We start from the raw sequence: 15769 nt of genomic DNA on the forward strand, positions 1-15769 counted from the left end.
AAACAATCAGGAGACAATCATGAGTGCAACAACACAAATAGCTAACATCGAAAAAAATAATCATTCTGGTAACGGCGATAATCGTAATCCTCAAAACCTTTCTGTAGCAGCATATCCTGTAGCCAATCAAACTGATATTCTGGCTCAGATTCAAGAACAAAATTTCTTAAGTACAGTGCATCAACAATTCAATCAAAATCAAGGCAAGTATATTGATCTGCTGTCTAAAATTGTTGATTATCAAGCGTTAATGCTTGATAAATATCAAGATTCTGCTGCGCTACCCAAAGCAATGCATAATTTTGACCAAATACTGCAAATTTTGCAAAGAAATCAGCTTAATTACAATATCAATCATGAAGGTTATTTGCAGAATCAATTAAATTTGATTCGCACAAGTGAGTTACCAACAGATATGTCTAACAAGCTAGATGATGTTTCTGTGAGCAAACAACTCAATGCTGCAACTCCCGAAACTCAAGCTGTACTTCCTCTTTCTTCAAAACAAGAATTGCAAAGTTCTTTAGATTCATCTGCTAACCAATTAGCAAGTAATGTAGCTACACCGACAAAAACTGAGGAATTAGCTCAAGTTCCTTCTTCTAATGAGTTTAATTATATTCCTGTTAACAAAGAACCTAATGGTTCTGTACCTAAAACTAACGTTGTTGAAACCGTAGCTCCTACTCCTGGAATCGTTTCAACACCACCTAAACCCTCCTTCTTGCAGCAAGTTATTATCACCTCACAACCAACCAGTGATGCTGTAGAGAGCATTTCTGCACCTAGTATTCCAACTGCTTCGCCAGAACCAACTAATAGTGCTGTAGAGAGCGTTTCTGCACCTAGTATTCCAACTGCTCCGCTAGAACCAACTAATAATGCTGTAGAGAGCGTCTCTGCACCAGTTCTTCCTCAAGAAGATGCTCCAGCTGCTTCAGTTGATTTGAGTGGATTCAGCAATCGATTACTGGAGGTAGTTAGCGATAAAACTGGATATCCAGTCGATATGCTGGATCTAAATATGGATTTAGAAGCAGATTTGGGGATTGATTCAATCAAGCAGTTAGAAATTTTTGCTGCTATGCATGAGGAATTCCCAGATATGGATGTAGACCCAGAATTGTTCAGAGATTTGCGAACACTCGCTAAAATCGTTGATTATCTACAAGAACACTTGTCGAAACAAGCAACGCAATCTTCAAACAATGGCAAGGTTGATCAAGAACAAGGTATTGAAAGACAGGTTGTTAAAAAAAAATCCTGAGCAAACCCGATCAACGCAAGTTGCAACTGTCTAAAGGTCATATCTGGTTAATTACTGAGGGAGGTGAGGGAGTAGGAATTGCTGTAGCAGAAAAGCTACATCAGCAGGGACAAAAAGCAGTCATCCTAAAACTCCCTACCTACTCAGCTTTTAATCAACAAGTTGCTCAAACTAATATTGATGTAATCAACCTAAATAATTCAACAGAATTGCACATCAAAGAAACTCTAGAGACAATTCAAGAACAAGTTGGTTTGATTGGAGGATTTATTCATACTCATCCATTAGCTCAAAATGTTTTATCCTCCAACGACCTTTTTCAAGAACAAGACAAAGAGACAGTTAAATTAGTCTTTTTAATTGCCAAACATCTCAAATTATCTTTGAATAATGCGTGTGAAAATAATCGTGGCAATGCTTATTTTGTAACTGTTACCAAGCTTGATGGAGAGATGGGAACTTCTGGAAAAAAAGCCTGTGCTGTTATAGGTGGTGGTTTATCAGGGTTAGTCAAGTCATTAAATCGCGAATGGGCAAATGTTTGTTGTCGTTACATTGATTTGGAATCCAGTATCAACATTAAGGAAGCTGCAAACATTGTTATGGAGGAAATAGCCGATACTAATTTGGGGTTATTAGAAGTTGGGCGTAATCAAGTAGGAGAGCGGATTACCCTCACCACAGAGCGCATTCATAATCTTAGTTACCTTGGAAAAACTCCAGACTCTCAGAGTGTGTTTTTAGTTAGTGGCGGTGGACGTGGAATTACTGCCGATTGTGTAGCAGAACTTGCTAAAGCCTATAAATCTAAGTTCATTTTATTAGGACGCACTGTTTTACAGCCTCATGAGCCTGAATGGGCGAATAACTGTACTGACCATAAAGAATTCAAAAAGCTGATTATTAATGATTTCATCCAACAGGGAAAGAAACCCACTCCTATTGAAGTCGATAAAGTTTTACATGATTTAATATCACAACGTGATATTAGAAATTCATTAAAGCAGATAAAGCAATATGGTGGAGAAGCAATTTATCTTAGTGTAAATGTCACTCAAAAACTTGATTTAGCAAAGCAAATTGAAAAATTACCAGAACATTTTAAAAATATTACAGGTATTATTCATGGAGCTGGCAATATAGCTGATAAACGCATTGAGAAGAAGACAGAAGAAGACTTTAATCGAGTATTTGAACCCAAGATTAAAGGATTAGAGAACTTGCTCTCTATTGTTAATTTAGAAGAACTTAAGTATGTTATTTTATTTTCTTCTGTCTCTGGGTATTTTGGGAATGCAGGTCAAACAGACTATGCTTTGGCTAATGATGTTCTGAATAAATTTGCCTACTCTTTTAAACATCTCTTTCCTAAGATTCGGATCGTTTCAATAAACTGGGGGCCTTGGGATAGGGGAATGATCAGCCCAACGCTAAAGAAATTTTACCAAGAAAGTAATATTGACCTTATTCCTGTGGATATAGGCATTAAATTCTGCCGGGATGAATTACGAATTAGCAAAGACCATGCTGTAGAACAAATTCTTGTAAGTGGAAAATTAAGCTTACCTAGTAATCACCAGATAGAACAAATAAATGTGGTAGAAAGTAAACGGATTATGCAGCAAAATGGTAATCCATTCATCAAAGACCATGTAATTGGCAAGAATGCAGTTTTACCAGCGACTTGTGCCGTTAACTGGATGGTGAAATCTTCTGAGGATGTTTTGCCAAACCATAAAGTTAGAGCTATTGAGAACTTCCAAGTACTTAAAGGTATTGTCTTTGATGAACAATATCAAGAAGAATATTTGGCTCGGATAACTCTTGCTAATGCTGAAGATAATGTACAGAGTTTTGTAGTCAAAATCAGCAGCCAGCCAAAAGATAAAAATAACTCACTTTATCATTATGGTGCAACGCTCTTTTTTGAAAAAGAATGGGGTTCCATGCCTATTTATGGCAATCTAGATATTAAATCAGATGGTAAAACGTATAAAACTTATCAGGAAGGAAGTGGCTTATTTCATGGGAAAAACTTTCAAGGGATAAAGAAAGTTTTACAGATTAGCGATCGCAAAATTACTTCACTCTGTAATTTGCCTACGATTAGTCAAAAACAACAGGGACAATTTACTGTTAATTCATTTAATCCTTTCCTAGGTGATGTCCAGTTACAGGGTGTACTTATATGGACTTATTACCAACTGGACAATACTTGTTTACCAATGGGATTTGAAAAATTTGAGCAATTCCAAGCTCTTGATTTTGATACCGATTTTTACGTTTCAACTGAAATTGTTTCTTTTAATAAAAGCAAGCTAACAGCCAATATTTTTGTTCACAATGAACATGGAGAGATATATATTCGCTGGCTTGAAGTTAGTTATATTATGATGAAAAATCTCCAAGCGTTGTATTGGGAAAAAGGAGTGTAAGCTTAAATGAATGAGATTGCCATTGTTGGGATTGGTTGCTTATTTCCCGGAGCAGAAAACCCTGAAGAGTTTTGGCAGATGTTAATGAGTGGCAATGATGTCACTTCTGAAGTAACTGCCGAAGACATGGGTAGAGATCCATCGATATACCACAGTCAAAAACGGGGAATACCAGACAAGATTAGCTATACGAAAAACGGTTATATTCGGGATTTTAACTTTGACCCTTACGGTTATAAAGTTCATCCCGAAAAGCTAATCGCCTTAGATAGGATATTTCACTGGTCTTTATATGCAGCAAGAGAAGCTCTGAAAGACAGTGGTTATCTTAATGATCAAGAGGTATTAAACAAAAGTGGACTGATTCTAGGCAATCTCTCTTTTGCGACAGAGCATTCTAGCAAGCTTTTTTCGTCAATGCACTTAAAGACTTTAGAGTACTTTGTCAAAGAGCTTCTCAACTATCAAGATTTTAGTTTTAATGACCCAACATCGGGACTGAATATTTCTCTCGATAATGCTATAACTGCTAGCTTACCAGCTAGTATTGTTTGCAGCGGTTTGGGACTAGGAGGAATTCGCTACGCAATTGATTCTGCTTGTTCCAGTTCATTATATGTCATGGAGCTAGCTTCTTATTATCTGAATACTGGTCAGGTAGATATGATGCTTGCTGGCGCAGTTTGCGGTTCAGAACGCCTGAATATTATTCACGGATTTAATGTGCTGAATGCTTTTCCAGACCAAGGAAATAGCGCTCCTTTCGATCAATCATCCGAAGGTATAAAAATCGGTGAAGGAGTAGGCATGTTTGTCTTAAAGCGGCTTTCAGATGCCGAGAAAAATGGCGATCGCATATATGCTGTAATTGAAAATATCGGTCTATCCAATGATGGTGGCGGGAAACATATCCTGAGTCCATCGAAGAAAGGACAACATCTGGCGCTGAAACGAGCTTATCAGGGGTCAGAACCAGTAGATTATATAGAATGCCATGCAACTGGAACTTCTTTAGGTGATCAGACAGAACTCAATTCCATAGAAGAATTCTTTGCAACCAAGGATAAAATACCTTTGCTGGGAGCCAATAAAGCTCATACAGGTCACATGCTGACAGCTTCAGCCATGGCCAGCATGATTAAAGTCATCTGGGCAATGAAAGAAGGGGTTATCCCTGCTACCATTGGCGTTGAGAATGCGATCGCTACTCAAAATGGCATAATAACCTCTGCAAGTATCGTCTGTGAGCATACACCCTGGCCGCAGACAAATAAACCTAAAAGGGCCGGGATAAATGCATTTGGTTTCGGTGGTACAAATGCTCATTTAATTCTGAGAGAGTATAGCCCGACTTCCACTCAACCGACTTCACTTGTACTCAAGCCAAAACAGAGCAAACCAAGTATTCCAGCTATTGTTGGTATGCACATACAGATTGGCGCTATCGAAGGACTTGAGGCTTTTGCAAAGATACTTTGCGAGAGTCGGGAAGTGATGGAATCTTTACCACCTGAACGCTGGTCAGGAGCCGAAGAGACGCTAAGTGAAGCTCCACCCAAAGCAGCCTATCTGGATAAGTTTGATCTTGATTGTATTGCTTTCAAAATGCCTCCTAATGAAGTGGGATCTGTCTTATTTGATCATCTGTTCATGATGAAAGTTGCTGATATAGCTCTGCGTGATGCTGGTTTCAAACGACACCATGATTTTAGCAATACAGCTGTCATCATTGCTACAGAAATGAATCTGACAATTCACCGCAATATTACCAGGCTCAATATGCCCTGGCATCTTCGGGAATGTTTTCAGAAATTCAATATTCAATTAACAGATGTCCAGGTGAATCAACTGGAATCGGCCTTGAAAGATAGTATGTCGCCATGCCTTTATGTAGAGGGAGTAACAGGAGGAATAGGCAATTTAGTAGCTAGTCGAATTGCAGCCCTCTGGGATTTTACAGGGCCAGCTTTCACAGTCTCAGCTCAAGAAAGTTCTGTTTATAAAGCAATTGAAATAGCCAAGCTTTTACTAGACTTCGGTACAGTAGATGCTGTGGTAGTGGGAGCCATTGACCAAGCAGCAAGTTGGGAAAATGTAGAATTGCGAAAACAACTTAATCAGCATAATTCTCAACTTACATTTGGAGAAGGTGCAGGTGCGATCGTCCTGAAGCGAAAAGAAGATGCACAAAAGTCTCAAGATAAGATTTATGCCACGATAGAGTCGCTAGCAATTATTCAAGGAAATGGAAATGAAGTTGTTTCTGACTGCGTGTGGCAAGCAACACGAAAGTCTTTAGCAACAGCCGAGGTTAACCCTAACGAAGTGGGTTATATAGAATTGAATGAAAGTGGAATATTTGCCAAAGATAAGGATGAAAAAGTAGGTTTGAATACACTGTATTCTCTTGAACACACAAATGTGGGTTCTGTTAAAGAGAATGTTGGTAATAGCTTTGTGCTATCAGGTATGGCAAGTATTATCAAAACATCTTTGTGCCTCTATCATCGCTTTATCCCAAGCATTTCTCCGCAACAGTCTGTCCAATCATGGCAGTTACCCAGTCAACAAAAAAAGCGATTTGGGGCTGTTAATATGATTAGTAATGATTACTCCTATGCTCATCTAATTTTGGGTGAAGGAGATTATCAAGAAATACAGCTAAGTCCCCAAGTTGCTCATCAAGTAGCAAGTAAAAAAGGGGTGATAAAAACCATGTTGAACGGTAGTGCCAGAATGAGAGATGTTATTCTGAGTGACGATAATATCAAACAATTTAGCACTATCAAAATTCCCAAACTTATAAAACTTACACCAGAACAATCTTTTTCAGAGAATTATTGGATGGGGGGACAGCCTACTATGCGCGATAGCGAAGCACTGCTGCGTTCGCGGAGCGTCTCGCAGAGAAACGCAGAACGCAAACAAATGCTTGCCGAAAAACAGTACTTATGGAATGCAAAATTACAGAATTTGTTTTTACAAATTCAAGATGCATTTTATGATAAAGTTAGTTCAAGTTTGACAACTAATATAGAGCAATCTGAATCGAAGAATTTAGCTGTAGATATTGTTGCTAACGCATCATCAAATCAAAAAAATGCAACTATATCAACTTCTATCCAAGCAGACGAAAGTAAGTCAGTTCATGAATCAAAAGAGCTAATTTGGAATTTAAAAGAAATAACAGAAATAGTAGATGGAAAAATCTCGAATGTACTAGGGGCTTATTATCAAGAAATGGATAAACGGCCTATACGTACTAGAACACCTTCGCCTCCTTTTATGTTCATCAGCAGAGTCACCAAGATGACAGCTGAGCGTGGTAAGTTGCAACCATGTATGGTCGAGTGGGAATATGATATTCCTCCAGATACGTTTTATGCGGCTCATAATACTCTGTCTGGATTGATGATCTTAGAGGCTTCCCATGCAATGCTGCTGGCTCTTGCTTACATAGGTTGTGACATGATGTTTGAAGGGCAGTTACGCTACAGAGCTTTAAGCTGCCAGTCTGAATGTCTAGATGAGTTTCCTGCACCAGGTGAGACGATACGCGGGGAAGTATATATCCATAAGCTCATAAAAGCCAAAAACAATCTGCTCTTGCAATACGAATATATCTGCTATCACAAAAATCGGCCCTTAGTCAGACTTAATGCTAATTCAGGTTATTTTTCAGACGCAGATATCAATAATTCTAAGGGATTACCCGCGTTTACAGTTTCCCCAGGACAAACTATTGTCAAACAGAATTTTTCACCTCTGCTGACATGCGACAAAACCAAATTCAGCGACGAGGATATTCAAGCTCTGCAAAAAGGTAATTTCAATATCTGCTTTGGTGATGCCTACCAACCGCAAAAGCCCTACGCTCTTGCCAGTGATAAACTACTAATGATTAATCGAATTTTACACGTTGATCCTCAAGGGGGAGCGTGGGGTTTAGGACAGGTTTTAGGCGAAGTAGATATTGACCCTGAGCATTGGGTATTTAACGCACACTTTAAAAATGATCCTGTTATGCCAGGAACAATGCTGATAGAGGGCTGCTATCAAGTTGTGTTTTTCTACATGTACTATCTAGGTTTACATACTAAGTTTAATAACTGTAAACCTGTATTTTTTAGCTCTCTAAAAAGCTCAACTAAATTCCGTGGTGAAGTAAAAAGGGAAAAAAATCAGGTTCAATTTCGAGTAACAGTTAAAGAACTTGTTAATGCAGATGAACCTTACCTGATTGCTGTAACGGAAGTTATCTATAACAACAGAATAATAGGTATTTGTGATGATTTATATATCAAGCTGGTGGAACGTCAAAGCTAGGAACGTTGTCAGCAAAGATTATCAAGCAAATTAGAAAAATTTTGGAGCAGATAGTTATGGAACTTAGCAGCATACAAACAACAAATAGAGTGACGGAAAGTAAAACTTATGAAAAGGAAGAATTCCAACATGCAAATACAGATAGTCTAGTTGTCAATTCATATAATGAATGGGATCCATTAGAAGAAATTGTTGTTGGTAGATTAGAGGGTGCTATTCATCCACCTAAACATATATCTTTGTTAGGAGGAATCCCCAAGAAACTTTATAATGTTCTTTCCTTGGTCGGTGGAAGTAAAGTTTCCAAAAGATGGGGTATTGCGCCAGCGCAAAAAGAATTAGATGAGTTTATTCATATTCTCGAATCAGAAGGTGTGAAGGTCAGACGTCCTAGTTTTACTGACTATAGTCGGACTTTTTCTACTCCTAACTGGAAATCTAAAGGTAACTGCTCAGCTTGCCCACGAGACTGTTTTTTGGTCATTGGCAATGAAATTATTGAAGCACCTATGTCCTGGAGATGTCGTTATTTTGAACGTCATGCTTATTACCCTTTATTTAAGGAATATTTTGAGCAAGGTGCAAAATGGACTTCTGCTCCTAGACCGCTACTACTAGATTCTCTATATGACAAAAACTATACTGTCCCTAAAGATGGAGAATCTATGCGCTATGTTATTAACGAATCTGAAGTTGTTTTTGACGCTGCCGATTTTGTACGTTGTGGCAGAGATATTTTCGTAACTAAAAGTAATGTAACTAACCAAGCTGGAATAAACTGGTTACAACGTCATTTGGGAAATGATTTTCGTGTTCATACTATTGAGACACGCTCAAAACAACCTATGCATATTGACACTACATTTGTGCCTCTTGCACCAGGAAAAGTAATGATTAACCCAGAGTATATTGACGTTAAAAAACTGCCATCAATTTTAAAATCTTGGGACATACTAGTTGCACCCAAACCAGTCATTATCAAAGGAGGTTTATTCAGTGAAACTGCTGCTCTATGTAGTATGTGGTTAAGCATGAATGTTTTGGTTCTAGATGAAGAACGGGTAATATGTGAAAAATCTCAAGAACCAACAATCCAAGCCTTAAAAGATTGGGGTTTTAAACCAATACCTTGCAATTTTTTACACTTCAATCCCTTTGGTGGTGCATTTCATTGTGCAACTTTAGACATTCGACGTCGCGGCACATTACAATCCTACTTTTAGACCTGATGTAAAAACAACTTAAACATTTGAAAATCCTCTCTCATCAGCCATGACTGACTCTCTTTTACTAAAAATTAGTGAGCCTCTTACAGATAAGCAGAATAATAAAAATCACTGCCTTGCAACAACATCATCTGAAGTTTGGGACTTTCGCATTGATTGTTATAGATATCAGATTTGTAAGCAATGGCTGCAAGCCCGCAACGGTTTTCCTTTAAATAAGGAAGATATTCAACGCTACCAACGTATTTTAATGATCCTGAAAGAATTAGCTAAGCTCATGGAGGAAATTAAAATAATAACTCAGTCTAACCAGTTGAAGAAGGTAAAAGTTTTTGAAAAAGTCCAAAATATTGTTGTAGAAAAGTTGGGAATTGATCCAGAAAAAGTCACTCCCATTGCAAATTTTACCAGAGATTTGGGAGCGGATTCTTTAGATATATTAGAACTAATAGTTGCTCTTGAAGAAACATTCAATATTGAAATCTCTAATCAAGCAACTACAAAATTTGAGACAGTACAACACACTATAGATTATATTAGCCAACAACTTGAGATTGACTTAGAGTTAGCTAATTGAAGATCAACCTACCACTAGATTAATATCCAAAAGAGGTAAATGAGATATGACTACTTTAACTAGCAATGTTGTTATGCGACCCTATGTATCTTATTGGGGTATGCACAAGTCTGCCCGGATTTTAGATTTAATTACATCACTTTATTTCCCGCTATATGAGCTTTCATATAAAGATTTTTTTGCTTATTATCCAGTTCTAGGCTTTGTGGAAGCTTTAGTATATGAAGTTGATGAGGCAGTAGAAGCCCTTCAGGAGAAAGAATTATTTTCTGAAGTCAAAAACTCCTGGAATCAAAAGCATAAAATCATCATTGATGTACTTAAAACTAGAAACTTGTATCATTCGTTAATTGAACAAGAATTAGAAAATTTAGGAAAATACTTTGAATTAGAAAGTCAGCTATTATCTCAGAAAGATGTAACTTATGAAGATATTATCAAAGCTACTGAGTTACGCACTTCTGATATACGTGCTCTGCACGGAATTTTAGTACAAGTAGCTAAAAAGACTTATGATCAAAAAACCTTTGATGTTATGTGGCCTTTAGAGGTACTTATTGATATTTACGATGATATTACTGATTATAAAGATGATGTGGATAAAAACCACTACAACACCTACCGCATGTTTGTTAAGTTCTATGGAAAGAAAGCACCTGACTATCTAAAAAAAGAGTTGGCTCGATACGAGTCTCTATTTGTCAAGAGACTAGATAGTTTACCAAGGAAAGAGCAAAAAAGATTTATAAAACTTGTATCTGAATTGGAAAAAGATAATTCTGATAAGACTATTCCTCAACCAATTTTGGAATGGTAAGGTAGTCTGTCTTGCGCTATTTATGAGACATCTTGCATGAATCAGATTATCAACTCTTAAACAGATAAGTTTCTCATTACTCTCTGCGTCTCAAACTTTCCAAAAAAGAGACGCAGAAAAAGATTTTAAAATTCAGACTTTTGCAATAAGGTTATTAATGGAGTAAATAATGATGATTGATCAAGTTTGGGAAAATTCAACTATGGAAGTCATTGGATATGGTATTGATAATGGCAATATAGATCCACGCGAATTAGTTGAGTATTTTTTAACTAAAATTGATCAAGAAAAAAAGAAGGAAAAAATATTTATAGAGGTTTTTGAACAACAAGCTAAAAGTCAAGCAGATGCCGCATATAAAAGGGCGACTACTAACACACGACTTTCGCTTTATGATGGGATTCCCCTCGCATGGAAAGACAATTTTGATATTCAGGGTAAACCGACAAGTGCAGGGTTGAAGGTTCTATTGGATAGAGTTGCTCAAAAGGATGCAGTAGCTTACAAAACATCTGTTGATGCTGGCTTTATTTGTCTTGGTAAAACTAATATGACGGAATTGGCTTTTTCGGGTTTAGGAATTAATCCTACATTCGGGACACCAATAAATCCTTTTAGTTCTGAGCAAGCAAGAGTTCCCGGTGGTTCTTCATCAGGTTCAGCTGTTGCTGTGGCAAAAGGTTTATGTTGCGCTGGTATAGGAACTGACACGGGTGGCTCAATCCGAACACCCGCTGCTTGGAATAATTTAGTTGGTTTAAAAACAACTGCGGGGCTAATTTCAACAGAAGGTGTTATTCCTCTAAGTCAAACATTAGATACAGTTGGTTTTATTACTCATTCCGTTGAAGATGCAGCTATCCTTTACCATGTAATTGCTCAGACTGATAAGATTAATTTTGCGGATGTTGGATGTAAAGGTCTAAGTTTATTAGTATGTACAAATATTGTCTGGGACGATGCTGATTCGGAAGTTGCGGCTATTTTGGATGCTTCTATAGACAATATTGCAGCACAAGGGGCAATTATTAAAAGGAGCAATATTCCAGAGTTTGAACAAGCACTAAAACTTATTAATACAAAAGGTAATATTGTTAACTACGAGGCAAGTAAAAATTGGCTCGAATTTTTAGAAGCTCATCCTAACTCTATTTCACAAGATATACTGGATAGATTTTATGTAGGAGCAAAAATTCAGGAGAGCGATGCTTATGAAGTGTATCAGGGTTTGAAAGACCTTAAAAAGCAGTATTTGCAGAGAACGAATGATTATACTGCTGTTATTATGCCAACTGTGGCAAATGTACCACCCATTATTAATGATTTAGAACAAAATAGTCAAAAGTACGCCGCAGAGAATCTCTTGTCATTACGAAACACGCGTTTAGCAAACATGCTAGGACTGTGTGCAATTTCCCTACCTGTGGGATTTACTTCTTCAGGGTTGCCAGTCGGACTGATGTTGTTGGCAGCACCCTTCTCTGAAGTACTGCTTTTGCGCCTAGCTTTAGCGATAGAAAAGATATTTTCAAGATAACCCTTCTGAGACCAGCCCTTTCTTTCAAAATGCACTGTATTTTTCTCGGTGTCTCAGTACCTTGGTGGTTTTTTGGGTTTTTTACCCACCTTGAAAAGGCTAGTTATAAGACTTAAACATTGTACAAATGAATATCATGTGTACTAACAAAAATAGGTTGTTTTAGTTTTTTCAATCATCCTTTGATAAGTTTGGTTATGAGGTAGCATGGTAAGTCGCAAACAGATTGTCTGGTTAAAGTTTTTAGTCATCATTTTATTGTTATTGGGTGTGTTTTTTCGCTTCGTTAATCTTGGTCGAAAAGTTTACTGGTTTGATGAGACTTTTACTTCATTACGAATTTCAGGCTACACACAACAAGAAGCAGCCAAGCATGTCTGTGATGGACGCGAAATTGGTGTTGAAGATTTACAGAAATATCAGCTTTCTGCTGTTGGAAGAACGTCAATAGATACTATTAAATCTTTAGCAGTGGAAGTCCCTCAGCATTCACCTCTGTATTTCGTGATTGCGAGGTTTTGGGTGCAATGGTTTGGCAATTCAGTCGCAGTAACGAGAAGTTTGTCTGCCTTAATTAGCTTGTTAGCGTTCCCCTGTATTTATTGGCTATGTCTGGAATTATTTAAATCATCTTTGATGGGATGGGTAGCAATTGCACTGCTAGCTGTATTGCCACTTCATGTATTGTACGCACAAGAAGCACGGCAGTATAGTTTGTGGACTGTAACGATTTTACTATCAAGTGCAACACTACTACGAGCAATGCGACTGAAAACAAAGTTGAGCTGGGGAATGTACGCAGCTACCGTAGCATTGGGGCTATATACGTTTCTGTTTTCTGGGTTTGTAGCAATTGCTCATGGTATCTATGTAGTTGCAACTGAAAGCTTCCGATTAAGCAAGACTGTTACTGCCTATTTACTTGCGTCTCTAATAGGGCTTTTAGCTTTTATGCCTTGGTTGTTGATTGTTATTATTCAGTTAGCCCAAATTAATGAAACAACAAGCTGGACATCTGACACTAAGATATCTCTTTTAGAATTAATTGCAGTTTGGACTCTTAATATTAGCTCTCTTTTTGTTGATTTAAACTACGATTTTGTGCAGACTTTTAATAATACAACATTGGAATATATACAACTATGTTTGATTCCTTTTATCTTAGTTTTAGTAGGATATTCAATTTATTTTCTCTGTCGCAAAGCTTCAAAGCGGATTTGGTTGTTTGTTTTAACGTTGATTGTAGTTCCAGTGCTACCTCTAGTAATACCCGATCTAATTTGGGGAGGAATTCGATCAACAAACCCTCGGTATATAATCCCCACTTATTTGGGTATTCAGTTAGCTGTTAGTTACCTCCTGGCCACTCAAATTACCTCAACATTTGTTAATATTTGGCAACAGAAGCTTTGGCAACTGATCATGGTTGCATTGCTCTCTGTTGGAATCTTATCCTGTGCAATTAGTTCTCAAGCAGATACTTGGTGGAATAAGTCCCTTAACATTTATACTCCTCAAGTGGTTCAGATCATTAACAAAGCTACTCACCCACTTTTGATTACTTCCTGTCAACTAAATGGTATAGGCGATGAACTATCTCTGAGCCATCTGCTTGCTCCAAAGGTAAGGCTTCAGTTGGTGAACGAGCTAAATATGCCCCAGATTTCTAATAATTTTAGTGATGTATTTTTATACCTTCCCAACCACAATTTTTCTATGGAATTAATTAGGGAGAAGTTGGAAAAAGGGCAAAAATATAAGCTAGAGGATATTTATCCCAAGAAGCTTCAGCTTTGGAAACTAGTAAAAATTTAGACTAGAGTTTTATCGATAGTAAAAGCTCAAAACCAATCTATATAAACTTTCCACAAGTTATTTGATTAACCTTGAAAAAATAGTATTCAGATAAAAAAGAAGCGATAGTACAAGCAAAATTAGCATCGTAGCTCTCAAATGTTGCTTGAAAATTACTTAGTATCAGCACCTCTAAATTTTTATCACCTTAGAAACAATTAGCGAACTGTCAGGAGCATATAGGATGGAGCGTATAGTGCAAGAAAACAAGTCTATATTGTTTGCTTTATATCCTGAATGGGGTGGGTTCATGCCGATGATGGCATTGGCGAAGGCTTTTTCTAGACGCGGATGGGACGTGCTGTTTGTTCTCCCACCAGAAGGAGATGAAAAACTCTCTCTTCATAGCCAGCAGGTGGAACATTACAAAAAGTATATAGAAGAACAAGGGTTTCAATATAAGCTTCTGAGGCCATTTCCCAAGCGGTTCGGAGGGATGCTTGCACAGACTCGCCGTGAAACTGAGATTTTGGCGAATATACTTGAGGACACTATCAAGATTATCAAAGAGTGCAATGTAGGTCTGGTGCTCATTGATTCAATTATTTCATTCGTTGCTATTGCGGCCATAGAATCTGGGGTTCCTTATGTTGGGGTTGGTACGGCATTTGCTGGATTTATTAATTCAAAAATTCCCCCTTCAGACTCATCGTTTATTCCCGATCGCAGCTCACGTTCATCATTGATAATTCTGTTGGACTGGATGTTGTTGGCTTTTGTGGTGAGATTGTTTATAACGTTTCGCCCCAAACACTTCCTCAGATATTACTTTGGGATCGGAGCATTCGTCAGGGATCGTGCGCGTGCGACGGGATTAACACTAGGTTTTTCAGATTACGGCCCGATGTTCAAGTCTCCCCTACACTATTTGATGCCGAAAAGGCTAGATTTTGAATCCCGTCCTGGAGCTGAGTATCTTGGGTGTGTTGTGGATCTCTCACGTGCAGATGAAGATTTCAAGGTGGATAAGCTCAGTGGCACTAAACCGCTGATCTACTGCTCGTTGGGCACACGCAGTTGGGAATATCCTGCCAGCAAGCGCTTCTTCCGGGTTGCCCTTAAGACGTTCCAGCAACGACAAGACTATGAGTTCGTACTCAATATCGGAAACACCTGCGAAGTGGAAGATCTTGGGGAGATTCCAGATAATGTGTATGCCTGCAAGTGGGTTCCGCAAATGGCGGTTCTGCAAAAAAGTGCAATGATGATTACTAATGGAGGGATGAATACGATCAAGGAGTGCATCTGTCTTGGTGTCCCGATGATAGTTTTGCCCGCCAGAAACGATCAACCCGGAAACGCAGCCAGGGTAGTTTATCATGGGTTGGGTGTACGAGGAGATCTTAGGTGGATCGAGCATCAGGAATTGTCCAGACTCATCAATAAGATTTCCAGCGACAACAGCTATATGAAGAACATTGAGCAAATGCAAAAAGAATTCATGCGTCTGGATAAGTTTGAGAATGGAATTGATTTACTTGAAAGTTACATTGCAGCATAATAAGACTTACAAAAAACAAAATATCCAGTAAATAATGGGGTAATAACAAACTGCTGACAGCAGCTTATTCTTACCCTTTTTGTATTAGTGATTTATTGATATAGCGGCTGTCATCATGGTTAGGACAAGTCTGCTATGGATAGCTATGACAGCCGCTCTCTTACGACTTGCTAATGTCCTAAGCTACCTAACCACTGCTATATCTGCTGTGGAACAATATCTTTTTTAG

Annotated in this window: 9 protein-coding genes; all 9 read left to right on the top strand. The window is 38.0% G+C overall.

The annotated features are described in order from the left end of the window. Positions 1 to 19 precede the first annotated feature (19 nt). The 9 genes from HCR01_RS02045 (at position 20) to HCR01_RS40375 (ending at position 15540) form a co-directional block, all read left to right on the top strand. Positions 20 to 1267, top strand: a complete 1248-nt coding sequence (locus HCR01_RS02045; RefSeq protein WP_193194011.1) for a phosphopantetheine-binding protein — start codon at positions 20 to 22, stop codon at positions 1265 to 1267. A 20-nt stretch (positions 1268 to 1287) separates the two neighbouring features. Next, entirely contained in the window at positions 1288 to 3702 is a 2415-nt protein-coding gene (locus HCR01_RS02050) for an SDR family NAD(P)-dependent oxidoreductase (RefSeq protein WP_193194013.1), read from the top strand. A 6-nt stretch (positions 3703 to 3708) separates the two neighbouring features. Next, positions 3709 to 8028 (top strand): beta-ketoacyl synthase N-terminal-like domain-containing protein, encoded by a 4320-nt coding sequence (locus HCR01_RS02055; protein ID WP_193194015.1) that lies wholly within the window; start codon positions 3709 to 3711, stop codon positions 8026 to 8028. Between the two features lie 5 nt (positions 8029 to 8033). Next, complete coding sequence (locus HCR01_RS02060; protein ID WP_226889038.1) at positions 8034 to 9251, top strand: amidinotransferase; 1218 nt, start codon at positions 8034 to 8036, stop codon at positions 9249 to 9251. A gap of 49 nt (positions 9252 to 9300) precedes the next feature. Continuing rightward, positions 9301 to 9831, top strand: a complete 531-nt coding sequence (acpP, locus tag HCR01_RS40370) for an acyl carrier protein (protein WP_320073071.1) — start codon at positions 9301 to 9303, stop codon at positions 9829 to 9831. Between the two features lie 46 nt (positions 9832 to 9877). After that, complete coding sequence (locus HCR01_RS02070) at positions 9878 to 10648, top strand: hypothetical protein (protein WP_193194017.1); 771 nt, start codon at positions 9878 to 9880, stop codon at positions 10646 to 10648. Positions 10649 to 10817: 169 nt separating this feature from the next. Further along, positions 10818 to 12185 carry an amidase gene (locus HCR01_RS02075; protein WP_193194018.1) on the top strand — a complete coding sequence of 456 codons (1368 nt, stop codon included), beginning with the start codon at positions 10818 to 10820 and terminating at the stop codon, positions 12183 to 12185. A 207-nt stretch (positions 12186 to 12392) separates the two neighbouring features. Beyond that, a complete protein-coding gene (locus HCR01_RS02080) occupies positions 12393 to 14000 on the top strand; it encodes a glycosyltransferase family 39 protein (protein WP_193194020.1) in 1608 nt (535 codons plus the stop codon). 235 nt (positions 14001 to 14235) lie between these two features. Then, positions 14236 to 15540, top strand: coding sequence for a glycosyltransferase (locus tag HCR01_RS40375; RefSeq protein WP_193194022.1), 1305 nt, complete (start codon positions 14236 to 14238; stop codon positions 15538 to 15540). Positions 15541 to 15769 lie beyond the last annotated feature (229 nt).

This window comes from Nostoc sp. MG11, assembly GCF_014904695.1.
Lineage (GTDB): Bacteria > Cyanobacteriota > Cyanobacteriia > Cyanobacteriales > Nostocaceae > Komarekiella.